The sequence below is a fragment of the Thaumasiovibrio subtropicus genome (genome assembly GCF_019703835.1).
Classification (GTDB): Bacteria; Pseudomonadota; Gammaproteobacteria; order Enterobacterales; family Vibrionaceae; genus Thaumasiovibrio; species Thaumasiovibrio subtropicus.
The window spans coordinates 2,532,401-2,555,762 of sequence record NZ_AP023054.1 but is presented as its reverse complement, the minus strand read 5'-3'; the positions used below and the strand labels follow the sequence as shown (position 1 = coordinate 2,555,762).

Sequence of the window (23,362 nt, the reverse complement as noted above, 5' to 3'; positions counted from 1 at the left end):
CAATTGAATGAAAGAGTCTGATTTGAACCTTGATCATCATCGTTTCTGCTCCTTTTTGATGTGTCCCTATAGACCTTCAAAGCCGTGCCTTGCTGACACGCTTAGAAACCCCTGTTGAATACACATTTCGAGGTGGCTTGGCTCTATGACGAGGAAGGCGAATGGTCACTGACTGTCTAAATTATTGCTTATATCCGGTCGTTTGTAAGACATTACGGGTTTTGCTTGGGACTTTTGAAAAATTGATGTAACGCAAAAATAATTTTTCGTGATCACTTCCAAATATTTATTTAGTCTATTAACGGGCTCGGTATCTTAACTACACTGAATCCATAAAAATAAATGACCACATGCTCCAATAGGAGCTGGAGAGTCAGCAGGAATAGAATAAGTTCATTGTATTGAATGGCGAGTCCGTGTAGTGGCCAACATGTATAAAATAAAGTCATTAACTCCTTGTCGTGTTCAGTTTCTTTCTAGGTTAGGTGTTGTTTAATTGTTCAAGTCACCCATGACACGTTGAATACGTGGCAATAGAACGAGGAGAAAACGCTTGGAAAATCAACAAAGCCAACTCAGTCCGTTATTGGTCAAATCTTTGGCGTTTAAGCATGTTACAGAGCGTGATGAGTTTACGATGCTAGATTGCGATATCGACGCATTGCTATTGATTCAGCGTGAAGAGGTTTTTGAATTTCTAAACCGCTTAGACAATGAAAATCAATTACTCTTCACGAGTTACTATACCTTGGCAGTTAATCACCTTTCAGATAAACATGATAGGCACAAGACATTTCCCATAGAGCGCGTATTGCCAATGCTATTAGCAGGGTTTTAATCTCGCAACAATTTAAGCATGGGCGGTATTGTTATAATATAACATTTGATTCGACAGGTTTTCATGCTTAAGCCTTCGAAGCGAAGTATTATTTGAGTCCTGTTATTCCTGTATGGGAACAATATTTCAAATAGTGCGAAAGTTTATCCCTGAAATCTTCTCCTTACTCCCCCCTCCCCCCTATTAGAAGTGCTAGGTCGCTTCTGAATCCTGTACCTCGAGGTAGCGTGAGTAGATGTTCGCAGTGAAAACTAAAATGGCCTAGGTGGCATACCTTTCGCGATCCAATCTTCATAAGGCAGTAAAATATTGAAGTGATAGAGCATGCCTGTCAGTACCACAGAAAACAATGCGGTGATGATGCTGCGTGTTTTGACGGGCAGTCTAAAGCTAAGTGCTAACATGGTATCGAGCATCGCCCAGACTAGGAGAGGTAAGCTATACATTACCACGTTGCCTGCAAAGTAGTTTTCATTTTGGGTCACGAGCCGAAAGAAAATATAGCCCCACATTAATAAGAGGTAGGTAAATGCCAATCCATGGAGGCCGTTTCGAATTCTATTCATTTTATGTCACCGCTTAACATCATTGTTGCCTCATCTGTTCCTGCTTTATAAATCGAGCTTCGCAGATTGGTTTTGAGTGAACGACAACTTTTCAAAAAAGAGAAAACGCTCATTAACTCATTGATATAAAGGATAATATGTTCGTCACTTATCGGATATCATCATCCTAGTTCCCCGGATAAGTACAACAAGTTATAGATCGACATTTCGAAGCGACTTAACGGATTTCTCACCAACAAAAAAATCAGTTACAGGTATAGTTGGGGGGATTTTCTCAAAATGAAGGAAAAAGAAAGGGGCCTCAGCAGTTGGCCCCCTTATGAACTCGCTGTTTGAATTAGCGAATTTCTTCTCCGCTTTCTAACACCGTTTTACGTACTGTTTCAGTGTACTCTAGCAGTTCATTGCGAATCGCATCTTCATCAACGGTGAGCATTTCACGATCTTTCATCAGTAGTTGACCTGCGACCATACTATGACGAACATTTGCTGCATAGGCAGAGTAAACCAGTGCTGAGTATGGGTTGTAAACTGGGACCATGTTTGGTGCTTTGACATCAATAACAATGATGTCTGCTTGTTTGCCAACTTCTAACGAACCAACACTATCTTCCATATGAAGCGCGCGCGCAGCGCCAATGGTCGCCATTTCAATGACGTTGATAGGTGGCATGGCAGCACGGTCATTGTTTACTAGCTTGTGTACTTTTGCGACTTGATTGAACTCGTCAATGGTACTGAGTGTATTGCCTGACATTGGCCCGTCAGTGCCTAAACCTATGCGCAGGCCTTCGTTAAACATTTTAAGCGCGGGGGCAACACCTTTGGCCGATTTAATGTTGGCACTCATGTTATGTGCGATACCGACATCGTGTTTTTTGAGCAGGGCGATGTCTTCATCACTTACTTCAATCGCGTGGGCTGCCACTACCTTATGATTTAGCGCGCCAATATCTGCCATGTATGCCACTGGGGAGAGTCCACCACTGCGCTCTGCAATTACTTCTATTTCGCGATCAGATTCTGCTAAGTGAATAAGAACAGGCACATCGTGTTCTAAAGACAGTTTACTGATTTGCTGCAAGGTTTCTGTACTGTTGGTGTAGGGACCATGCGGGGCGAAAGCGGGAGTAATACGCGGGTGGTCTTTGTACTCTTCAATAAAGTTCAGTGCGTACTGAATACCCGCTTGGGCATTTTTAGCATCAGCAACGGGGAATTGGATGACTGTTTGACCAAGTACGGCGCGCATGCCAATTTCGTCAACCGTTTTAGCAACTTCATCTTCAAAGTAATACATGTCGGCGTAAGTGGTGACACCACCTTTGATCATTTCAACATTGCCGAGTTGCGCGCCAATACGGACCATATCTCGGGCAACCAGTTTTGCTTCCAGTGGGAAAATGTAACGATGCAGGCGATCAGGCACATCATCACCAAGTGAACGAAACACGGTCATAGAGGCATGGGTATGGGTGTTGATGAGACCCGGCATGACGATATCGCCGTCTACGTCCAGCACCGTTTCGGCTTTATATTGCGCGGAAAGATCCGCGTCGCCGACCGCGATGATCTTATCGTCTCTAACGATGACGGTACCGTTCTCGTAAACAGTTTTCTCATTGTTCATGGTGAGAACGGTCGCGTTGTTTATGATGTAGTCGGCCTTTTCAGCGGCCATTGCCAAAGTAGCCGTGCTTGCTAGAGCGAGTGTCAGTAACGTTTTCTTAAACATGGTCAATAGGTATGGTAGAAACAGGGAAGCGGAGTGTAGTGGATGTCTATGGGATACGATATTGCTATCAGTAGGCAAAACGTTTGCTTGGGATCTTGATCACTATGGTTGTGATATTGCTGTAAGGGATGTTTTTGAATGGTTTTATTATTGTAGGGAAATGCCGATCGTTTCTATATCGACCTTCACACGCTACCCTATTCTAGTTGTTAAGATACTGTGGCAATCTGAGCTAGTTATTTTTTCACAGGATGGAGCGGGTTACTCTTGAGTTTTAGCTCATCGTTTATTTGGTAGGCAATACAATTCCGCCCTGATTGTTTAGCGCGGTAGAGCTGTTGATCGGCCAGTGCGATGATGTCAGTGATGTTGTCCCCTGGGGTTGGGTACATGGTTGAGATACCCGCACTGAACGTGAGAATACCGTGATGAGGGGAGGCGGGATTTTTGATTTGTAGGGCATTGATATGGCTCTGCAATCGCATGGCAATATGGAGCGTCGCGACAACGTCCAGGCCCCCGTAAGCCAGTGCAAACTCTTCACCGCCGTAACGGGCGCAAATGTCATTGGCGCGCTTTGCGTAATGCTGCAGTGAATGCCCGATCTTTTCTAAACAATGATCCCCCTCCAAGTGGCCAAGCTTATCGTTAAGCTGCTTAAAAAAATCGAGGTCGAGAATAATCAACGAGAAGGGCTGGTGGAAACGGGTGCAACGGTTCCATTCTGACGTCATTAGTTCAGCAAAATGTCGACGATTTGCGAGACCCGTTAGGGGGTCGGTACGCGATAGGGCTTCGATTTCAAGCTCGGTCATTTTCCGCAGTGTAATATCTTGATGAGAGATGACGATATAGCGCTCATTTTCATGATGCATAACGGAGGTGCGAACGGTAAACCAACGCTGTTGTTTTGGGCTGTGGCAAGGGTATTCAGTATTAAAGGTTTTCACCCGCTCAGCGAGTTGATCGGAGACAGCCTTAAAAACGTCTTTAGCGGTCTCGTCGCCATTAGTCGCACTTTTTCGGCAAACCTCAAGATAATCTATGCCAATCCAAGCATCTTGGGTTTGCAGTTTAGCTTGATTGCAGTTCCCAAACTCAACCCATGCCTGATTGACGTAGACAATTTTGCCGGATTCATCTAATACCGCGATGTGCTCTTCCATGGTATTGAGAACTTGGGACAGGAAAGCAATGTTTAGCATATCGACATCTTTACCTCTAGCATGCTCTGATATTGCGATAGAAAACGCGTGCGATCACCTTTGTTTACCACCGTAAGAAAACTCTAGTACAAACAGACCTTGGTTGCATAACAGTGTGATGCGAATAAAGTGGATGCCTAGAGGCGTAGGGAGCTGTGGACGTTCGTCGATAAATTACTCAAAAAAGTATTTTATTGATTGCAATCGTTAAGCGATCTGCCGTATTATCTTCAACCCGCATTCGGCAAGGCAATGTGAACTTTCGATGACATGCCTGCGTATCGAGCCTTAAAAGCGTCACTTCCACTATATTCAAAGGCACTCCAGCGATTTTTGTCGTTTTCCCTTGTGGTTACTTTTTCCACTGGCTTATCCTCGCTATTCACAGTCAATATTTAGAAGTCATTTCTTTCATATATGTGATGTTTTTTTATCACTCTTTTGATTCTCATCAATAAGTGCGCTTAACGTGTTGAAAATAAAGTATTTTGCCGCGTGGGGATTACTTCGTTGGCATTTAGGCTTTTTAGGTATCTTTTTAATACAAAAGGATTAACATGGTTATCCACAGAATCCGTGGATAAGTCAGTTGATCGACTTAAATCCCCTACCTCCAGTGCCTGTGGATAAAATATGCCTTTATGCACAGTCGAATTTTGTCGTCGCGTTGAGACGAAGGAAGTCTTGCTATTGATGAGGCAAGTCCGATCTCGGATAAGCAAGTTGTGATCTCATCGACGTTTTGAGTTAATGGCTTTTCGGTCCTGCCACTGTCAGTAGTTGTCAGTAGCGTTGTGTACACTAGGCTAACGTGAGCTTTGCCGTTGGATTGACGTTTCACTGAGGCGCTAACGGATAAAGCATTGACAAACTTATTGAGGGGCAGTAATTATCAGCGCTGCTTTTCAGAAAGGAATAGGTATGAGTAAGGCGTTTTCTCTTTCCTCCCCGTTTAAACCGTCGGGCGATCAACCCACTGCAATTAATCAATTGCTTGAAGGGCTTGATAGTGGTCTTGCACATCAAACCCTGCTTGGGGTAACCGGCTCCGGTAAAACTTACACCATGGCGAATGTCATTGCTGAGGCGGGGAGGCCGACATTAATCCTGGCGCCCAATAAAACACTGGCGGCACAGCTTTATGGAGAGATGAAAGAGTTCTTCCCTGACAATGCCGTCGAATACTTCGTCTCTTATTATGATTACTACCAGCCGGAAGCGTATGTACCGGCATCGGATACCTTTATCGAGAAAGATGCCTCAGTGAATGCGCATATCGAGCAGATGCGCCTGTCGGCGACAAAAGCCCTCATGGAAAGGCGCGATGTTGTTATTGTGGCCTCGGTTTCTGCGATCTATGGCTTGGGTGATCCCGATTCTTACCTAAAGATGATGCTTCATGTTCGCCGGGGGGACATGTTGGAGCAGCGGGCGATTATTCGTCGTTTGGCTGAGCTACAGTACACGCGCAATGATATCAATTTTGAACGTGGCACCTTCCGAGTCCGTGGTGAAGTGATTGATGTTTACCCAGCGGAATCTGATCACGAAGCGATTCGTATTGAGATGTTTGATGAGGAAGTCGAAAACATTTCTAGCTTTGATCCCCTCACGGGTGCGATCGCTCAACGCAACCTGCCTCGCTGTACGATTTATCCTAAAACGCACTATGTCACCCCGCGCGAGAAAATCATTGAAGCCATCGACGGCATTAAAGAAGAGTTGGCAGAGCGTCGTGAGTTCTTACTCAAAGAGAATAAATTGCTTGAAGAGCAGCGAATTTCTCAGCGCACCCAGTTCGATATCGAGATGATGCAGGAGTTAGGTTACTGCTCTGGCATTGAAAACTACTCGCGCTATTTGAGTGGGCGAGCACAAGGTGAAGCGCCGCCGACGTTGTTTGACTATCTTCCTGCAGATGGCTTACTGATCATTGATGAATCTCATGTCACGGTTTCGCAGATAGGTGCCATGTACCGTGGTGACCGCTCGCGCAAAGAGACCTTGGTCGAGTATGGTTTCCGCCTGCCTTCTGCATTGGATAATCGTCCAATGAAGTTTGAAGAGTTTGAAGCCCTCGCACCGCAGACTGTGTATGTGTCGGCTACGCCTGGGAATTATGAACTCGAGAAGTCTGACGGCGAAATAGCCGAGCAAGTTGTCCGACCTACGGGATTACTCGACCCTGAGATTGAAGTCAGGCCCGTGGCGACACAGGTTGATGATTTGCTGTCAGAGATTCATCTTCGTACGGCGGAAAACGAGCGTGTATTGGTGACGACGCTCACCAAACGCATGGCAGAAGACTTGACTGAGTATCTCACTGAGCATGGCGTACGTGTACGGTATCTGCACTCTGATATTGATACGGTAGAGCGTGTCGAAATTATTCGTGATTTGAGGTTGGGTGAGTTTGATGTCCTTGTCGGGATTAACTTGCTCAGAGAAGGCTTGGATATGCCTGAGGTCTCGCTTGTTGCAATTTTGGACGCAGATAAGGAAGGATTTTTGCGTTCTGAAAGATCTTTGATTCAAACTATTGGTCGTGCAGCGCGAAATCTGAAAGGCAAGGCTATACTCTACGCGGATAGAATTACCGGGTCCATGTCGAGAGCCATCGGCGAAACAGAGCGCAGAAGAAAGAAACAGCAGCAACACAATGAAGAAAAAGGGCTTGTACCGCAGGCACTTAATAAGCAAGTTGGCGATATTCTAGAGTTAGGTGGCGGTAAGCGCCCGGTCAACAAGGCTGCGCAGCTACACAAAGTGGCAGAGCGAGGGGCAGGGTATTCAACCATGGCACCGCAGGCACTTGAAGCTGAAATTACGCGATTGGAAAAAGAGATGTATGACTTCGCACAGAATCTAGAGTTTGAAAAAGCCGCAGAAAAGCGTGATCAGATTGAGACTTTACGTAAGCAGTTTATCGCTAATAGTTAGTAGTGAGCGTCACTTAGCGCTAGACTAACGGGCTATAGATAAAAAAAAAGCCAACCGACAATATCTTTCGGTTGGCTCATTGTTTGGTGAATATTTTCACAAACAACGTCAGTTGGCTAGGCTGACCCCTAAGGGTCGATTTATATAATGCACACACCGTGCCAACTTTTTAAAGTCTGACTATTTTGATGATCTGTCATTGAACAGGTCAGATGAGTTTTTATTTGAGTCGCTAGTGACTCGTATTGTTTGCTATACAAGTTTGCATTGTTGCGTTTTAAAAATTGCAAATTTGCAATATGCGATTTTTTTCGAATCTGTATTCTCATTTTGCGAAAACTTGTCTTATTATTAATACTAAATTATCACTTTGAATGATGGCGCTGGAATGCCAGAGAGGATTCAATGGAAGCAGAAGCGAAAAAACGTGTTTTGATGGTAGAGGATACCGCCTCTGTCGCAGCGTTGTATAAATCGTATCTTAATCCTTTAGGAATGCATGTTGATATCGTGGGTACTGGTGGTGAAGCGAAGACTTACGTGAGCGAGAATCCACCGGATCTGATCCTGCTGGATTTGCGCTTGCCAGACATTCAAGGCATGGAAGTGCTTGAGTTTGTAAAATCGCTGCATGCAGACCTTCCAGTGATCATCATGACGGCGCATGGCTCTATCGATGTGGCGGTGGAAGCGATGCGTTTGGGCGCGCGTGATTTTCTCATTAAACCCTGTGAAGCGGATGGACTACGCATTACCGTCAGTAATGTCTTTAAGCGCAAGGTTGCGCCACCTGAAGGCGGGGAAGTCATTGCGACCGACGAGACAGGGACAGACGGTACGCATTATCAGGGCTTCATCGGTAAGAGCCTGAAAATGCAGGGAGTATACCGGATCATTGAGTCCGCTGCTGCCAGTAAGGCCACGGTGTTTATCACGGGTGAAAGCGGGACGGGCAAAGAGGTCTGTGCGGATGCGATTCACTCTGCGAGTCCACGTAAAGGCGGCCCTTTCGTCGCGATTAACTGTGCAGCGATTCCTAAAGAGCTGATTGAAAGTGAGCTGTTCGGACACTTAAAAGGCGCGTTCACAGGGGCGGCGGCTGAGCGCAAAGGTGCTGTTGAGCTGGCCCATAACGGAACGCTATTTCTCGATGAGCTTTGCGAAATGGATCTCGATTTGCAATCCAAATTGCTCAGATTTATTCAAACTGGCGTCTTCCATAAACTTGGCTCTTCAAAAGAGATGAAAGTAGACGTACGTTTTGTTTGTGCAACTAACCGAGACCCTTGGGAAGAAGTTAAGGCTGGGCGCTTCCGGGAAGATTTGTACTACCGTTTACATGTGATTCCATTGAAGTTACCCCCTCTGTGTGAGCGTGGTGATGACGTGATTGAAATAGCCCGCTCCTTGTTGGCTCACATGGCAGTGGAAGAGAAAAAACCATTCGTCAGATTTGACGATGAAGTTGTTGATATATTTCGCAAATATAATTGGCCGGGCAATGTTCGACAACTCCAGAATGTGATTCGCAATATAGTTGTGCTCAATAGTGCTGAAGCTGTCGCTAAAGAGATGCTGCCACCACCATTAAATGAAATTTCTGGTGTTAATCTTGCATTAGAAGAGGTTGGAGAGCCGACATTGTCAACGCAAGACGTTGTGCAGAGTCAGCCTTCATCATTAGAAAAGAGTGATGTGACTCAATCGCGGCCAATTCTGCCTTTGTGGCAGGTTGAAAAACAAGCAATTGAAGCCGCGATAGAAGCCTGCGATGGGAACATCCCTCGCGCAGCCGGGCTTCTAGAAGTGAGCCCATCGACAATATATAGAAAGCTTCAAACCTGGCAAGAAACAACAGGTGTCAAAGGGGAGACGGTTTAATGGGTAGCAGTACCATCAATGCCGAAACAATAAAGCGACTGGCTTCAGAAGTTGGTGAAGACACGGTTGGCGTTTTGCTTACGGTGTTTAGCGACGAATTAGAGCAGTACCACGCTACGCTAAGCAATACCCCTACATTGAGTCAAATTCGTGAAATTAGCCATTCCTTAAAGAGCAGCGCGTCAAGCTTCGGTGCAGATGAGTTGGCTGATATGGCGCAAGAATGTGAGTCAAGGGTTAAACAAGGCCAAGACTCTTGGGTATTTGAGCATTTAGAAGCGTTGACGCAACTGGTCCACAGCATGGCAGACCAGTATAAAGCGCTCGCATTAGAGCAAAACGCCGTCAATAGCCTTTCTTAATGCGCCGCGGTCATGCCGCCACTCGTGGTTGTAAGAGGCAAGAGGAGAGATAGCCTGATGATATGTCGGCGCTATCTCTTTTTTTTCGTCTGTAATAATGCCATCAATGGCTCTGCCTTGCATGGCGCGCTCACACCATTTCAGCATCATGGAGAGATCCATCATCCCTGCCGGGCCGGGCTCATCATCAAGGTTGGCAATGAAATAGATTTTGCCTCTAGCATGTTGAAGCGCTTTGCCAATTTCTGTCAGCAAAAGTGGCGGCATTACACTGGTTAAAAAGCTACCTGGTCCAAGTAAAATTAGATCGGCATTATCAATCGCGGAGATGGCTTCTTTCGTTGCGGGTACCGGGGGATCGACATAGAGACGTTGTGGCACGGCACAAAGCTCATCAACATTGGTTTCACCGCAGATGACTGCGCCTTCCGTCGTGACCGCGGTAAGGTCGGCAGCGTGTTCAGACATCGGTAAAATACGTGTTTCTACTTGAAGTAGGTCACAGATAGTGGTGATAGCATCTAGCGGTCGCACGCTTAAATTATCAAGCGCAGTGAGCATGAGATTACCCAGGTTATGGCCATTCAGCTCACCATTACCACGGAAGCGATACTCAAACATCATAGAACCAACCGAGGGCTCGGTGATGAGCTGGTTGATGCAGTTACGGGTATCTCCCCAGGCGATGCCGCCTTGGCAAGCACGAATGCGTCCGGTAGATCCGCCATTGTCTGTGGTCGCGACGATCCCCGTTACTTGGCGGCCATAATCTGAGAGAGCTGAAAGAACGCGTCCTAACCCGTGGCCTCCGCCAACCGCGACAATTTGCTTATTATAGTCAGTCATTTGCCATGTCTTATTGTTTTCTTAAAGTATGATTTTAACGAATTCTTATACCGCAACAAGCTTTGCGTAATAGGAATGTTATGAGTGTGGACTTGTTAGGAGAAAAAGCCCCACTGCCAAAAGGGAAGCAGTGGGGAAAAGGCGTGAACGTTGATGCAGTGGCTGATTAATGTGGGTCTAACATGATGCTCATGAGATAGTCGCTTGTTTCTAAACAATTTGGTCGATTAAGGAGCCATTGTTTTTCGCGCACAGGTACGGGCAATATTTCTAGCCAGCGTTGGCACAACCAGCTTAGGTTACTAAGCTGTTTGTCATCATGAAGATCTGCGAGCTCTGGGTATTTTTCGTACATAATTTCAAGCCGTTCAGCGAGCAGCTGTTGCGTGACAGACAACTTAGCATCGGGCCAACGAGACAGTATTTTGCACTCTCCGTAATAGATGCCTGTTTCTTCACCTTCGCCAAAAGCTTGCACCTCAAAATTGTCGAGTCCAATCACGGTTATTTGTAGTAATCCGTCGACAAGCTCCGGCTCAAAATCTTCGATCTGAACACGGGTACCAATCTCGTAAAATTGTTGTTCGTCACTCGGGTCGTACATACAAACCCCAAAAATCCCATTGTTTTTTAGTGCCTCTTTAATCGTATCCATTTGAATGCCGGGGGCGATACGAATCGGAAGACGTCCATCAGGTAAAATGTGACGGCGTTGAAATAGAATGGGTAATGTTGTGTTCATAACGCTCACCTATATGTCCGTTGTTTTGTATATCCTTTGCAATAGTAATGCCTACTTTTTTGTGTATGTTTTTCAGTGAGTTATAAAACGGTCTTCAAGGTTGAGTAGAAGGCTTTGCAATGTGCACTGTGTTTATATGCATTTTGAAAATATCGAAATGCAAAAATAGAGAGGCTTCGTCACGATGGATTGTTGCGTGGCCAACGAAAATCACTCGTACCGATCAAGGTTAGATCCGCAAGCAACGCGAAGTCGCTTGAGAACAAAGCCCAGTATGCCAAAGTTGCTGTGTTGAAAAGTATGAATCAGGTTTAATATTGTGGTGCGTTGGAAGTGATGCAGTGTGATCTGACATCTAAATCAATGTTTGCGTTGAAATCGGGCAGTGACAATAATATAGAAGATCGACAATTTAACATTTCTCTGCTCGCACGCAGAGATATGCCATAACCCGAGTGGCTTCGACTAAGTGAATCAAGCATATGTTGATGTCGCCGAGACAATGGTCTCCAGGGTTTACCGAGAAATTGGTAGGCCTCCCGAATTGGAAAGGTGTTGTATGGCGCAACAATTTGAAGACCGATTTCATCGGCAGTTTTACTATTTGCGACTGTCGGTGACTGACGTATGTAACTTCCGCTGTCAGTATTGCCTCCCTGACGGCTATCGCCCAGAACCCGGAAAACCGACAGGTTTTTTAGGATTAGATGAGATTCGACGTGTTGTCGAAGGCTTTGCTATGTGTGGAACGAATAAGGTTCGCATCACAGGTGGCGAGCCAAGTATGCGTCGTGATTTTACCGAAATCATTGAAACCGTTGCTTCGACACCGGGTATTCGTGATGTCGCAACCACAACCAATGGCTATAGGCTAAAAAAACAGGTTTCTGCTTGGCGAGAGGCAGGGCTGACAAAGCTAAATGTCAGTATCGATAGCCTTGATCCGAAAATGTTCCACCTAATTACTGGTGAAAATCGATTCCATGATGTCATGGCTGGTATAGATGCGGCATTTGCATCCGGTTTTGAGCAAGTCAAAGTGAATACCGTGTTGTTGAAAAACCGCAATAGTCATGACTTTCGTCAGTTTCTTGCTTGGATTAAAGATAAACCCATTCAATTGCGATTTATTGAGTTGATGCAGACAGGCCAAATGGATCGCTTTTTTGCGCAGTACCACCAGTCTGGGGTTTCGCTGCGCAATCAGTTGTTAGCCGAAGGGTGGCAGCTTGCCCAGAGACGTTTAAATGATGGCCCAGCAGAAGTGTATCAACATCCGGATTATCTCGGTGAGATTGGTCTGATCCTCCCCTATGATGATGGATTTTGCGAAAGCTGTAACCGTCTGCGAGTGTCGGCAAAAGGCAAACTTCATCTCTGTCTGTTTGGTGAAGCTGGGGTTGAACTAAGGGATCTACTGGCAAATGACGCTTCACAAGACGCTTTAATCGCGCGGATTCGAGAGAGTCTGCAAAGTAAGAAAAAGACACATTTCCTCCACCAAGGCAACAGCGGTATGACACCGCATTTGGCGTCTATTGGTGGATAGAATTGAGCGCTAATAATAGGAATAATGAAATGGGACATGCTCCAAAAGAATTCAGCCCCGCCAACATCGCGGTGCTCACGGTTTCTGATACCCGGACTGAAGAGAATGATACGTCGGGCGCGTTTTTGGTTGATGCGCTGAAAAGTGCGGGCCATCATTTAGCGGACAAGAAAATCGTTATCGATGACAAGTATCAGATTCGCGCCTTAGTTTCAGCATGGATCGCCAGTGAAGATGTAGACGCGATCGTGATTACCGGCGGCACGGGCTTTACTGCGCGAGATACCACACCCGAAGCAATCTCAGTGCTGTTTGATAAGCAGGTAGAAGGGTTTGGTGAGTTGTTTAGACATATATCCTACCAAGAGATCGGCACCTCGACGATTCAATCGCGAGCGCTAGCTGGCTATGCAAATCAGACGGTTATCTTCGCACTACCGGGATCGACAGGTGCATGTCGCACTGGCTGGGAAGGCATTATTCAGCAGCAGCTTGATGCCACACATCGCCCGTGTAATTTTATGCCCCATCTGAGAAATCGTTTATGTCAGCGCTAACTCATATCGCCTCTAACGGAGAGGCCAATATGGTAGATGTCTCGTTAAAGACTGACACCGTGCGTATCGCGCGAGCAGAGGCGTATGTCGAAATGGCGGCCGAAACGCTTGAGACGATATTACGCGGCGAACACCATAAGGGCGATGTGTTCGCGACCGCGCGTATAGCGGGTATTCAAGCGGCTAAGAAAACATCAGAGCTCATCCCCCTTTGCCATCCGCTGATGTTAACCAAGGTGAGCGTCGAGTTAGTGCCTGAGCCTAAACTGAATCGCGTGCATGTACAAACGACCTGTAAGTTGACCGGTAAAACGGGGGTTGAAATGGAAGCGCTTACCGCGGCGAGTGTCGCAGCCTTAACGCTTTATGACATGTGTAAAGCAATTCAAAAAGATATGGTGATTTCGGGGTTACAGCTTGTCGAGAAACAAGGGGGCAAATCGGGGCACTATATAAAAGAGGGGGAAAACGCATGATCACAGTGAGATTCTTTGCATCTACCCGAGAGCTCCTCGGTACGGATCTGTTGGAGATAGAGGACGCTTCCTTGTCGGTCGCTGGGTTGCGGGCGAAACTCATATCACATGGTGCTAATTGGGAGCGTGGATTAGCCAATTCTTTGGTCGCTGTGAACCAAGTGATGGTGGCGGATGAGCAACAAACATTGATAGCGGGAGATGAAGTCGCTTTCTTTCCTCCTGTCACCGGAGGGTAAGATGATTTGCGTTCAAGTTGAGGATTTTGACGTCGGCAAGCTGTATGACAAGTTGTGTCGCTCTTCTGACGTGGGAGGGGTGGTGACTTTCGTTGGTCGAGTACGAGATTTCAATCAAGGGCATGACGTCACTGGTCTGTATCTTGAACATTATCCGGGTATGACAGAATCTGCGCTAGAAGAGATTGCCCATCAAGCCAAAGCACGCTGGCCGTTAAGTGAGTTGATTATCGTTCATCGTGTTGGTGAGCTATCACTTACCGAGCAGATCGTGTTTGTTGGTGCGTCGAGTGCCCATCGAGAAGCGGCTTTTTCTGCTTGTCAGTTCGTGATGGATTTTTTGAAAAACCGCGCGCCTTTCTGGAAGAAAGAGTGCACGACAACTGGCCAGCGCTGGGTGGAAGCCGAGCAAAAAGATGCGGATGCATTAAAACGCTGGTAGATCGAGAGAGGCGCGATGGGGTCGCAACGCTTACTTTATGAGATGATGCCAAAAGGCTATGGTACTCCCTTGGTCGAGTCGTTTGATACATGGTTATCCCGTCATCATGAAAAGTTACCCCACTTCCCTCCTTGTGTTTTGGAACAATGGCTATACTCGCACTGGCAAGCGGTCATTTATCGCTGGGGATGGATGGACTTCTCTCATGTAGAGTTTGAAAAATCCGCGCTAACAACGGCGCAATGCCTCATGTTGGTGCAAACGCCTTTCTCTGATGTTATCAATTTGTTGTCGCGTCGGATGCAAGGGCGCTCTTTTCATCAGGATCCTTTGATTGCCTATTTTCGTCGTCATCACACGTGGCGCATTCCTCCCATTGTTTATCAGCATGAGCGTGACTTTGTTCTCGTTGATAATCGTCACTTTCACGCTGGTTATAGCCTAATTGAAGGGCATCATCGTTGGGCCGCATTGCTTGCCGCCGTAGAGGCTGAACACTGTCACCCTAATCAGATTCATGATGTTTGGATGATGAAAAGCAACAAAAAAGGCCCCTGAAAAGAGGGGCCTTGATTGCGCTTTATTTATTCTATTTTTCAGCTTTTGAGTTCTTCTTTGATGTGCCTTTTGCAGGGACAAAGCCGTGGCGAACGCGGGAGCTGCTTGGGTGGGGTTGGTAGCCTACTGGTCTCATTATCTTCTCTATATTGTATTGGTTTGGAACAGAACGGATGTGCCGTAAATTGTGACGCGGCAAGAAAAATCATACGCCTTAGCTGGTGAAAAATCAGGCGTTCGTGTCAGTAAAATCGCCTATGTAAAAAGATAATCTAACCAGTATTTTAATATTCCTTTTGGTTATTTTATCTGAAATGGGTTTTATTCATCTGATTGATATATCTATGCGGAATTACTCCGTCGCTGACTGGCAATATCGCAATCTTGTGCCAAACTTTATTTGATGTTCATGCTTTGGTCATGTTTTCGCCAATGTTCCAGTGTAGGCGAATAAGCACCGAAAGAATAAATATCAGTAACATGAGGCTTGCCAAAGGGAGAGTGGCGGTGCAGATAAATCGCTAACAGTGAGCACCATTTCATGAGCCTATCGAGTGTACTAAAGGAGCTTTTTCTCATTGAGATTTTAAAACAAGGACTCTTGGAGGATAGTGATGAAACATGGTCGCGTTGCGAACAAACGCATTAAGCAAATGATGCATGATCTTGGTCTTGACGAAACTGAAAATAGTGACGCAATGTTGCGAGATCAGCAGAATGACGATAATGATAATCAGCCTTTTGAATCGGAAAACAACGAAAGATAACTCCGTGATCATTGTCCAAGTTTTCTGCACCAATCTAGCGCCTAAGGGCGCTTTTTTAGTGCGCTTGATTACATAACCAGTACCCAGAATGCTGAGTGTTTGTGTATTTATGTTTCAAATGTAAAAAATATGCAGTTTATATTGTTGTTTTGATATCAATTACCGAAATTTTGGGCTGATAATCTGTTTATTCGTACTAATAAAGAAAGATAGGCAACTTATCATTGCACTAAATAGCATTTTATATTGTTAAATCCAGTCATGTTAAGCATGATGTTATTTTTTGTGAGGGTCATGTAGCAAAATGCTTCGATGAATGCTACTGTTTTGAGCGTAATCCACCTTACCATTAGTTTTATTAGTGAATAATGCTGATTTTAGCTGGTTATTTAGACAGTGTAGGGTGGAGCAAGGATGTACAACGCATTGAATTCGGAGCTAATGCATGAACAAGAATAAAATCACCCAAGCGCTACTGCTTGCGACCGGTCTGGCCTTCTCTTCTGCCCCAACTTTTGCCGCTGAAGTCCCTGCAGGTATTCAACTTGCTGAGAAACAAGAACTCGTTCGTGGTAACGGGACTGAAGTTGCCTCTATTGACCCGCATAAAACGGAAGGTGTGCCAGAGTCCAACGTTATTCGTGATTTGCTAGAAGGTCTTGTTAACCAAGATGAAAACGGTGCAACCATCCCCGGTGTTGCAGAGCGTTGGGAAACCGAAGATAACCAAACGTTTGTATTCCACCTTCGTGAAGCGATGTGGTCTAATGGCGATCCTGTCACCGCGGCGGATTTTGAGTACAGCTTTAAGCGTGCTGCGGATCCTGTGACAGCCTCCCCTTATTCATGGTATCTAGACAAAGCACAAATCCTCAATGCGAAAGCGATCATTGATGGTAAAGCAGACAAGGAAACCCTAGGTGTTCGTGCTATTGATGAGCGTACACTAGAAATCAAACTGGAAACGCCAGTCCCTTACTTTGTGAAGATGATGGGGCACACCACGGTAAAACCTGTTCACCGTGGTACGATCGAGAAGTTTGGTGACCAATGGACTCGTCCAGAGAACTTTGTTGGTAACGGTGCTTATACACTAAGCAACTGGGTTGTTAACGAGCGTATTGAACTGACGCGCAATACACAATACTGGGACGATGCAAAAACCGTTATCGAGAAAGTGACCTACTTGCCGATAGAAAACCAAGTCGCGGAAATGAACCGCTTCATGGCTGGCGAGCTTCACATGACAAACGAATTGCCAAATGAGCACTTCCGTCGTCTGCAGAAGAACAATCCTGAGTCAGTGAAGATCGTAGGTAACCTATGTTCTTACTACTACGGTTTTAACAACGAGAAAGCCCCATTCGATGATGTTCGTGTTCGTACCGCGTTATCTTATGCGATCGACCGTGACGTGATCACAAAAGCGTTGCTAGGCCAAGGTCAAGTACCTGCGTACTTCTTCACGCCTGAGATCACTGAAGGTTTTGAACCTGTGATGCCAGATTTTGGCAAACTATCTCAGAAAGAGCGTGTAGAGAAAGCCCAAGCGCTACTCGCAGATGCTGGTTTTGATAAGAGCAACCCTCTGAACTTCACCTTGCTTTACAACACCAGTGAAAACCACCGTAAGCTTGCGGTAGCAATCGCGTCAATGTGGAAAACTGCATTGGGTGTGGATGTAAACCTTGAGAACCAAGAGTGGAAAACCTACCTAGATAACCGCCGTGCAGGTAACTTTGATGTAACGCGTGCTGGCTGGTGTGCTGACTACAATGAAGCTTCAGCATTCCTTGCGTTGATGCGTTCTGATAACGGCAGTAATGACCCTCGTTACGCTAGCGAAGCTTACGATAAGCTCATGGATGCGGCACTGGTTGCAGCCACTGATGGAGAGCGTAATGGTTACTATCAACAGGCTGAAATTCAACTAGCCCAAGATATGCCAATCGCGCCTATCTATCACTACGTGCGTGCACGTCTTGTTAACCCGAAAGTTGGCGGCTACCCAGACGGCAATGCGGAAGACAAGATCTTCACCAAAGATCTCTACCTCATCAAGTAAGCTAAACTCAATCGAGTAGATAGTGATGCTTCTTCACCTTGCCCAGTGCGACTGGGCAAGGTGACCTTGCTTGCTATCCGACTCATGGTTGCTGTTGAGTTTATTTATTGAAAACGCCCATCTCCCCACCTAAATACTGAGGTTCGCCAAGGTGTTATGGATTAATAAAAGCACTAAACAGTGCAATCAAGCGGGGAGTGGTTTTATTATCGCCGTATACACAGTAAGGATATCTGTGTTTTGACGGCTACTGTCACAGAATAGAAAGACAAGGTTGAGTCTATGCTTAAATTCATCGCTAAACGGATATTCGAGGCGATTCCGACCTTATTGGTGCTGATTACGATCTCATTCTTTTTGATGCGATTTGCGCCCGGAAACCCCTTCTCTACGGAACAACCGCTACCGCCAGAAGTGATGGCGAACATTGAAGCCAAATATGGCTTGGATAAGCCGGTATTCGAGCAATACACCACCTACTTAGGCAACATTCTAAAAGGGGACTTTGGTCCTTCGTTTAAATATAAAGATTACACGGTTAACGAGCTTGTATTCAGTGCGTTGCCTGTTTCCGCTAAGATCGGATTCTTTGCGTTTATCTTTACCCTCATTATGGGCGTCACAGTCGGGACGCTGGCTGCGTTGAGGCAAAACAGTTGGTTCGACTATCTGGTGATGTCGACCGCGATGGCTGGGGTGGTTATGCCATCGTTCATCCTCGCACCTATCTTGATTTATATCTTCTCCATTAACCTTGGCTGGTTGCCTGCGGGCGGTTGGCATGACGGCTCATTGAAATATATGCTGATGCCAATGATGGGGATGTCGTTACTCTATGTTGCGACCTTTGCACGTATTACACGGGGTAGCATGATTGAGACCCTTAACAGTAACTTCATTCGTACCGCACGTGCGAAAGGGTTGAGCTACCGTTATATCGTTATCAAACACGCACTTCGCCCAGCGATGATGCCAGTGGTCTCCTATATGGGCCCAGCATTCGTCGGTATCATCACGGGTTCTGTCGTTATCGAAACCATCTTTGGTCTCCCCGGTATTGGACGCCTTTTTGTCAACGCCGCGTTTAACCGCGATTACTCCTTGGTATTGGGTGTGACGATATTGATCGGCACATTGACCATTATCTTTAATGCCATCGTCGACATCGTGTTGGCGTACATTGACCCGAAAATTCGATACTAAGGTGCAGTTATGATTACTAAAAAACAAGAAACACTGGACGCGATCGATAAGTTTTCAGAACAGCTGGAAGTGGAAGGTCGTAGTTTATGGCAAGACGCCCGTATCCGTTTTATGCGAAATAAAGCGGCAATGACGAGTCTCTTCATTCTATTCCTGATTGTATTGGCCGTGCTATTTGGTCCGATGCTAAGTCCTTATGCATACGATGAAACTGACTGGTATGCACTCCACGCTGCGCCGAGCTTTGGTCAAGAAGGTGCGCACTGGTTTGGTACGGATAGTTTAGGTCGTGACCTCTATGTTCGTACGCTCGTTGGTGGTCGCATCTCAATGATGGTGGGTGTATTGGGCGCCTTAGTTGCCGTCGTGATCGGGACACTTTACGGCGCGACCTCAGGCTTCATCGGCGGACGTACTGACCGCATTATGATGCGTATTCTCGAGATTCTGTACTCGATTCCTTTTATGTTCTTCGTGATCGTGTTGGTGACCTTCTTCGGTCGTAACATCATGCTGATCTTCGTGGCTATCGGTGCCATTTCTTGGCTCGATATGGCGAGGATTGTTCGAGGGCAAACGCTAAGCCTGCGCAGTAAAGAGTTTATCGAAGCGGCACATGTCTGTGGTGTGAGTCGTTGGCGTATCATCACTCGTCACATCGTGCCAAATGTACTGGGTATTGTCGCGGTGTATTCAACGCTGCTCGTGCCAAGCATGATTTTGACAGAGTCTTTCCTCTCTTTCCTTGGTCTCGGTGTACAAGAGCCAATGACGAGCTGGGGTGCCTTATTGCAAGATGGTTCTCAAACCATGGAGCTTGCGATATGGCAGTTGCTTTTCCCTGCGATATTCATGGTAACCACCTTGTTCTGTTTTAACTATGTTGGTGATGGTCTACGAGACGCACTCGATCCAAAAGATCGCTAAGGAGAGATGTATGAGCCTATTGGATGTTAAAGATCTGCGCGTTGAGTTTAAGACGCAAGACGGTATTGTCACCGCAGTTAACGATTTGAACTTTTCACTGAGCCAAGGGGAAACCCTTGGTATCGTGGGCGAGTCTGGCTCAGGTAAAAGCCAGACCGTGTTCGGGATTATGGGATTGTTAGCGAAAAACGGCATGATCAGTGGGAGCGCCAAATTCGAAGGTCGCGAGATCCTTAATCTGCGGGAAAAAGAGCTCAATCTTATTCGCGCCGAGCAAATAGCGATGATCTTCCAAGACCCTATGACGTCGCTTAATCCCTATATGAAGGTGAGCGATCAGTTGATGGAAGTGCTGATGCTGCATAAAGGTATTGGCAGATCAGAAGCGTTTGAAGAGTCAGTGCGCATGTTGGAAGCGGTTAAAATTCCAGAAGCGCGTAAGCGTATTACCATGTACCCGCACGAGTTCTCAGGCGGTATGCGTCAGCGTGTGATGATTGCGATGGCGTTGCTATGTCGCCCTAAGCTGTTGATAGCAGATGAACCTACCACGGCATTGGATGTGACAGTCCAAGCGCAGATTATGGATCTATTGAACGAGCTGAAGTCTGAGTTCAACACGGCGATCATCATGATCACCCATGATCTCGGTGTGGTTGCGGGTAGCTGTGACAAAGTGCTGGTGATGTATGCGGGTCGTACCATGGAGTACGGCAAGGTGAATGAGATTTTCTATAAGCCATCGCATCCGTACACGGAAGGGTTGCTACGTGCAATTCCGCGTTTAGACACGGAAGGTGAAGTGCTACCGACCATTCCAGGGAATCCGCCGAATTTACTGCATTTACCGCCAGGTTGTCCTTATCAAGACCGTTGCCACCGCGCCCAAGAGCGTTGTAAAGCAGAAGCGCCAGTACTACAACCTTTCGCCGAAGAGCGACTACGCGCCTGTTTCTCTGATTGGCAGACGTGGTAAGGGAGAATAATAATTATGGAAGCACAGAAGCAATTACTCCTTGATGTAAAAGACTTGAAGGTTCACTTCAGCATCGCATCGAAATCGGCTTGGCCGTGGAGCAAACCAACGGCGTTAAAAGCCGTTGATGGTGTCGATATCCGTCTATATGAAGGCGAAACGTTAGGTGTCGTGGGTGAGTCTGGTTGCGGAAAGTCAACCTTCGCGCGCGCCATTATCGGTCTTGTAGAAGCCACCGATGGTAACGTGGTGTGGTTAGGGCAAGACCTAACCGATTTGCCACACAATGAAATGCGTGAAAAACGCAAAGAAATTCAGATGATTTTTCAGGACCCGCTGGCGTCGCTAAACCCAAGAATGACGGTAGGTGACATCATCGCTGAGCCATTGCGGACTTTCTATCCTGAAAAAACCAAAGATGAAGTGAAAGCAGAAGTTCAGTCGATGATGGCGAAAGTGGGTCTGTTGCCTAATGTGATCAACCGCTATCCTCACGAATTCTCAGGCGGTCAATGTCAACGCATTGGTATTGCACGCGCGTTGATCTTGAAGCCGAAAATGATCATTTGTGATGAGCCAGTGTCCGCATTGGATGTGTCGATTCAAGCGCAGGTAGTCAATCTACTGAAAGAAGTGCAAAAAGAGATGGGCCTCTCGCTTATCTTTATTGCGCACGACTTGTCGGTCGTCAAACACATTTCTGACCGCGTCATGGTGATGTATCTGGGTAATCCAGTTGAGATCGGTGAGGGGGAAAACCTCTTTGATAACCCGCTACACCCTTATACAAAAGCGTTGATGTCAGCGGTGCCAATCCCTGATCCGGATTTAGAGCGCAATAAAGAGATTCAGATGCTCGACGGTGAACTTCCTTCGCCAATGAACCCACCATCAGGCTGTGTGTTCCGCACCCGTTGTCCTATGGCAACGAACGAATGTGCACAAGAAAAACCGCGCCTCAAAGGGGGCGATGAACATGCGGTATCTTGTTTGCATGTTAACCAGTTCTAGCCTGTGACAGGCTGTGGGCGCGGCGAAAGTCGCGCCTTTTTTCTTTTGGCCTCTCGAATAAAACTGAATATACCTAACCGTTATAGCGCGGGCTTTCTTGGTATTCGAGCACGTCAATCGCATCACCGACTGCAATCTTTCCTTCATTCAGCGCAATGAGGTTTTGGCCAAAATAAACACCGCCACGCTCATCTGCTCTAAAAGTCTGCAAGGTCTTCATCGGTTCTTTGTTGCTTCTTAGCTCACCTTGGTTCACGTCAACGGTGGTGAGAATGCAGCGTTGGCATGGCTTTCTATTTTCGAACTCGACATCGCCTATTTTGATTCGTTTCCAACTGTCTTCAGCAAAAGCCTCACAGTGATCAACAACAAGGTTAGTTCTAAATTGATCCATGCTATGGACTTCGCCGCTGCGTCGATTGAGCTCTTCAAGTGATGCTCGGCTAATGACCAGTAACGGATATCCGTCAGCAAAGCTCACATTGTGATTAAAGGAATCCCGGACACGATTGGATTGCTCACCCGTATAGAGTAACTTGACTTGACGCCCAAGGAGTTCACTGAACCAAATATTGGCTTCTTCAGTGGTGGTATAGGCAATGAATTTGTCTTTCCAGACTTGACTCTCGGCATCCTTCATTTCGAAGCTATCGTAACGCAAATAGAGGGGGGATTTATCACCAGCGCTAATCACTAGCCCATCGGCAAGCAAGCTCGCGTTAACCTTAACTAATTGCGGGTATTTTCTTGCTGTCACCATCATGCCGCTCGGTAAGGCAATCATAAACCGACGATCAAATACGATGCCTTGTCGTTCGACCCAAGCGTTCGACAATGAGATCGGGGCAATAGATTTGATAGGAAAGGTATTGATTTGCACGAGTTGTGTATTTGACATAGTTCTATCCATGTATAAGAGCAATAAATAGCATACCTGAACATCGATGAAGCTCAAGGTGTTGCTTCTTTGTCTCAATCGTCAGAGCGAAAAGGAGAGTGCATGGAGATAAGCAGTGAACTGAACGGATTTCTAGCCGTTTGGATCGTGGTCGACGGCATACGTAAACGTCACCATGTACAGCACTATTTATCATTGAAGTCTCCTTATTGATATAGAGATAAACGCCGAGATTAAAAGAATGGCCCGGTCTCACGCTGAAGTGCTTAATTACTTTGTAAAGCTTACATTCAATGGGGTTGCTTATTTGTCGCCAGGAGTTAAAAGTGACTCAAAATGGCTGAGTGGATTATTTAATATTTATGACAATTGCAAAATAAATGATTGATTAACAAGCGCGAAACACTATTTTATTTCCTTTTTAATATTGCGGCTCTGGATAACTTTTACCCAGCACTTGATGTTGGTAACCTTTTGGTTGGCCGACAAAAATTGGGTTTCTTACACGTTTTTTGGACAGTTGGCTATTATTAATGCAGTTTAGTTAGTAATATATTTGTTACTTATGTGAGACTAATG

At 46.1% G+C, this 23,362-nt stretch carries 21 protein-coding genes, 1 pseudogene and 1 riboswitch; of the genes and pseudogenes, 16 read left to right on the top strand and 6 right to left on the bottom strand.

Translation table 11 applies throughout. The features are described from left to right. Nucleotides 1-553 precede the first annotated feature (553 nt). Nucleotides 554-838, top strand: a complete 285-nt coding sequence (locus TSUB_RS11260) for a hypothetical protein (RefSeq protein ID WP_087016135.1) — start codon at nucleotides 554-556, stop codon at nucleotides 836-838. Between the two features lie 251 nt (nucleotides 839-1,089). Here the strand turns inward: TSUB_RS11260 and TSUB_RS11255 are convergent, their stop codons facing one another. The 3 genes from TSUB_RS11255 to TSUB_RS11245 form a co-directional block, all read right to left on the bottom strand. Then, a complete protein-coding gene (locus TSUB_RS11255; protein WP_159064741.1) occupies nucleotides 1,090-1,404 on the bottom strand; it encodes a hypothetical protein in 315 nt (104 codons plus the stop codon). Nucleotides 1,405-1,741: 337 nt separating this feature from the next. Beyond that, on the bottom strand, nucleotides 1,742-3,139 hold the full coding sequence (locus TSUB_RS11250) for an amidohydrolase (RefSeq protein ID WP_087016138.1): 1,398 nt from the start codon (nucleotides 3,137-3,139) through the stop codon (nucleotides 1,742-1,744). Between the two features lie 236 nt (nucleotides 3,140-3,375). Continuing rightward, the gene (locus TSUB_RS11245) at nucleotides 3,376-4,344 is read right to left on the bottom strand and encodes a sensor domain-containing diguanylate cyclase (RefSeq protein ID WP_087016140.1); all 969 of its coding nucleotides are present in this window, start codon (nucleotides 4,342-4,344) and stop codon (nucleotides 3,376-3,378) included. 921 nt (nucleotides 4,345-5,265) lie between these two features. Between TSUB_RS11245 and uvrB the strand changes: the two genes are divergently transcribed. From uvrB to TSUB_RS11230, 3 genes are all read left to right on the top strand, one after another. After that, entirely contained in the window at nucleotides 5,266-7,284 is a 2,019-nt protein-coding gene (gene uvrB, locus TSUB_RS11240; RefSeq protein WP_087016142.1) for an excinuclease ABC subunit UvrB, read from the top strand. Nucleotides 7,285-7,689: 405 nt separating this feature from the next. Further along, nucleotides 7,690-9,165: a sigma-54-dependent transcriptional regulator gene (locus TSUB_RS11235; protein ID WP_087016143.1), complete on the top strand. Its 1,476-nt coding sequence runs from the start codon at nucleotides 7,690-7,692 to the stop codon at nucleotides 9,163-9,165. Continuing rightward, the gene (locus tag TSUB_RS11230) at nucleotides 9,165-9,527 is read left to right on the top strand and encodes an Hpt domain-containing protein (RefSeq protein WP_087016145.1); all 363 of its coding nucleotides are present in this window, start codon (nucleotides 9,165-9,167) and stop codon (nucleotides 9,525-9,527) included. The genes TSUB_RS11235 and TSUB_RS11230 overlap by 1 nt, the downstream gene beginning before the upstream one ends. On the opposite strand, the gene yvcK is transcribed toward TSUB_RS11230, so the two are convergent. Continuing rightward, complete coding sequence (yvcK, locus tag TSUB_RS11225; RefSeq protein WP_087016147.1) at nucleotides 9,495-10,373, bottom strand: uridine diphosphate-N-acetylglucosamine-binding protein YvcK; 879 nt, start codon at nucleotides 10,371-10,373, stop codon at nucleotides 9,495-9,497. The two genes, TSUB_RS11230 and yvcK, sit on opposite strands and share 33 nt — an antisense overlap. Nucleotides 10,374-10,539: 166 nt before the next feature. Further along, on the bottom strand, nucleotides 10,540-11,115 hold the full coding sequence (locus TSUB_RS11220; protein ID WP_087016149.1) for an LON peptidase substrate-binding domain-containing protein: 576 nt from the start codon (nucleotides 11,113-11,115) through the stop codon (nucleotides 10,540-10,542). 438 nt (nucleotides 11,116-11,553) lie between these two features. Further along, nucleotides 11,554-11,686, top strand: a riboswitch (molybdenum cofactor riboswitch). Between TSUB_RS11220 and moaA the strand changes: the two genes are divergently transcribed. The 12 genes from moaA (at nucleotide 11,675) to oppF (ending at nucleotide 21,885) form a co-directional block, all read left to right on the top strand. Then, a complete protein-coding gene (gene moaA / locus TSUB_RS11215) occupies nucleotides 11,675-12,664 on the top strand; it encodes a GTP 3',8-cyclase MoaA (protein WP_087016151.1) in 990 nt (329 codons plus the stop codon). It overlaps the preceding riboswitch by 12 nt. A 29-nt stretch (nucleotides 12,665-12,693) precedes the next feature. Continuing rightward, nucleotides 12,694-13,221 (top strand): molybdenum cofactor biosynthesis protein B, encoded by a 528-nt coding sequence (gene moaB, locus TSUB_RS11210; protein ID WP_087016153.1) that lies wholly within the window; start codon nucleotides 12,694-12,696, stop codon nucleotides 13,219-13,221. Then, a complete protein-coding gene (moaC, locus tag TSUB_RS11205; protein ID WP_087016155.1) occupies nucleotides 13,209-13,697 on the top strand; it encodes a cyclic pyranopterin monophosphate synthase MoaC in 489 nt (162 codons plus the stop codon). Before moaB ends, moaC begins: the two co-directional genes overlap by 13 nt. Beyond that, a complete protein-coding gene (locus TSUB_RS11200; protein WP_087016157.1) occupies nucleotides 13,694-13,936 on the top strand; it encodes a MoaD/ThiS family protein in 243 nt (80 codons plus the stop codon). Before moaC ends, TSUB_RS11200 begins: the two co-directional genes overlap by 4 nt. A gap of 1 nt (nucleotide 13,937) precedes the next feature. Further along, the gene (gene moaE, locus TSUB_RS11195; protein WP_087016159.1) at nucleotides 13,938-14,378 is read left to right on the top strand and encodes a molybdopterin synthase catalytic subunit MoaE; all 441 of its coding nucleotides are present in this window, start codon (nucleotides 13,938-13,940) and stop codon (nucleotides 14,376-14,378) included. 15 nt (nucleotides 14,379-14,393) lie between these two features. Further along, nucleotides 14,394-14,936 carry a hypothetical protein gene (locus TSUB_RS11190; protein ID WP_087016162.1) on the top strand — a complete coding sequence of 181 codons (543 nt, stop codon included), beginning with the start codon at nucleotides 14,394-14,396 and terminating at the stop codon, nucleotides 14,934-14,936. 614 nt (nucleotides 14,937-15,550) lie between these two features. Beyond that, on the top strand, nucleotides 15,551-15,703 hold the full coding sequence (locus TSUB_RS11185) for a hypothetical protein (RefSeq protein ID WP_192867807.1): 153 nt from the start codon (nucleotides 15,551-15,553) through the stop codon (nucleotides 15,701-15,703). A gap of 445 nt (nucleotides 15,704-16,148) precedes the next feature. Then, the gene (locus tag TSUB_RS11180) at nucleotides 16,149-17,768 is read left to right on the top strand and encodes an ABC transporter substrate-binding protein (protein WP_087016163.1); all 1,620 of its coding nucleotides are present in this window, start codon (nucleotides 16,149-16,151) and stop codon (nucleotides 17,766-17,768) included. Nucleotides 17,769-18,050: 282 nt separating this feature from the next. Continuing rightward, nucleotides 18,051-18,971 carry an oligopeptide ABC transporter permease OppB gene (gene oppB / locus TSUB_RS11175; protein ID WP_087016165.1) on the top strand — a complete coding sequence of 307 codons (921 nt, stop codon included), beginning with the start codon at nucleotides 18,051-18,053 and terminating at the stop codon, nucleotides 18,969-18,971. 9 nt (nucleotides 18,972-18,980) lie between these two features. Then, nucleotides 18,981-19,898 (top strand): oligopeptide ABC transporter permease OppC, encoded by a 918-nt coding sequence (gene oppC / locus TSUB_RS11170; RefSeq protein ID WP_087016166.1) that lies wholly within the window; start codon nucleotides 18,981-18,983, stop codon nucleotides 19,896-19,898. A 10-nt stretch (nucleotides 19,899-19,908) separates the two neighbouring features. Continuing rightward, on the top strand, nucleotides 19,909-20,874 hold the full coding sequence (gene oppD / locus TSUB_RS11165; RefSeq protein ID WP_246616357.1) for an ABC transporter ATP-binding protein: 966 nt from the start codon (nucleotides 19,909-19,911) through the stop codon (nucleotides 20,872-20,874). A gap of 15 nt (nucleotides 20,875-20,889) precedes the next feature. Next, nucleotides 20,890-21,885 (top strand): murein tripeptide/oligopeptide ABC transporter ATP binding protein OppF, encoded by a 996-nt coding sequence (gene oppF, locus TSUB_RS11160; RefSeq protein ID WP_087016168.1) that lies wholly within the window; start codon nucleotides 20,890-20,892, stop codon nucleotides 21,883-21,885. Between the two features lie 82 nt (nucleotides 21,886-21,967). On the opposite strand, the pseudogene TSUB_RS11155 reads toward oppF, so the two are convergent. Further along, nucleotides 21,968-22,783: pseudogene (locus TSUB_RS11155) on the bottom strand (MOSC domain-containing protein); the annotation flags it as partial. Nucleotides 22,784-23,362 lie beyond the last annotated feature (579 nt).

Excerpts from the sequence above, each read along its gene's own strand:
- TSUB_RS11220 (WP_087016149.1), bottom strand. The coding sequence starts at position 11,115 with ATGAACACAACATTACCCATTCTATTTCAACGCCGTCACATTTTACCT.
- moaB (WP_087016153.1), top strand. The coding sequence starts at position 12,694 with ATGGGACATGCTCCAAAAGAATTCAGCCCCGCCAACATCGCGGTGCTC.
- yvcK (WP_087016147.1), bottom strand. The coding sequence starts at position 10,373 with ATGACTGACTATAATAAGCAAATTGTCGCGGTTGGCGGAGGCCACGGG.
- oppF (WP_087016168.1), top strand. The coding sequence starts at position 20,890 with ATGGAAGCACAGAAGCAATTACTCCTTGATGTAAAAGACTTGAAGGTT.
- TSUB_RS11245 (WP_087016140.1), bottom strand. The coding sequence starts at position 4,344 with ATGCTAAACATTGCTTTCCTGTCCCAAGTTCTCAATACCATGGAAGAG.
- oppC (WP_087016166.1), top strand. The coding sequence starts at position 18,981 with ATGATTACTAAAAAACAAGAAACACTGGACGCGATCGATAAGTTTTCA.
- moaC (WP_087016155.1), top strand. The coding sequence starts at position 13,209 with ATGTCAGCGCTAACTCATATCGCCTCTAACGGAGAGGCCAATATGGTA.
- TSUB_RS11255 (WP_159064741.1), bottom strand. The coding sequence starts at position 1,404 with ATGAATAGAATTCGAAACGGCCTCCATGGATTGGCATTTACCTACCTC.
- TSUB_RS11230 (WP_087016145.1), top strand. The coding sequence starts at position 9,165 with ATGGGTAGCAGTACCATCAATGCCGAAACAATAAAGCGACTGGCTTCA.
- oppD (WP_246616357.1), top strand. The coding sequence starts at position 19,909 with ATGAGCCTATTGGATGTTAAAGATCTGCGCGTTGAGTTTAAGACGCAA.
- TSUB_RS11180 (WP_087016163.1), top strand. The coding sequence starts at position 16,149 with ATGAACAAGAATAAAATCACCCAAGCGCTACTGCTTGCGACCGGTCTG.
- TSUB_RS11200 (WP_087016157.1), top strand. The coding sequence starts at position 13,694 with ATGATCACAGTGAGATTCTTTGCATCTACCCGAGAGCTCCTCGGTACG.
- TSUB_RS11185 (WP_192867807.1), top strand. The coding sequence starts at position 15,551 with ATGAAACATGGTCGCGTTGCGAACAAACGCATTAAGCAAATGATGCAT.
- TSUB_RS11190 (WP_087016162.1), top strand. The coding sequence starts at position 14,394 with ATGGGGTCGCAACGCTTACTTTATGAGATGATGCCAAAAGGCTATGGT.
- TSUB_RS11250 (WP_087016138.1), bottom strand. The coding sequence starts at position 3,139 with ATGTTTAAGAAAACGTTACTGACACTCGCTCTAGCAAGCACGGCTACT.
- moaA (WP_087016151.1), top strand. The coding sequence starts at position 11,675 with ATGGCGCAACAATTTGAAGACCGATTTCATCGGCAGTTTTACTATTTG.
- oppB (WP_087016165.1), top strand. The coding sequence starts at position 18,051 with ATGCTTAAATTCATCGCTAAACGGATATTCGAGGCGATTCCGACCTTA.
- moaE (WP_087016159.1), top strand. The coding sequence starts at position 13,938 with ATGATTTGCGTTCAAGTTGAGGATTTTGACGTCGGCAAGCTGTATGAC.
- uvrB (WP_087016142.1), top strand. The coding sequence starts at position 5,266 with ATGAGTAAGGCGTTTTCTCTTTCCTCCCCGTTTAAACCGTCGGGCGAT.
- TSUB_RS11235 (WP_087016143.1), top strand. The coding sequence starts at position 7,690 with ATGGAAGCAGAAGCGAAAAAACGTGTTTTGATGGTAGAGGATACCGCC.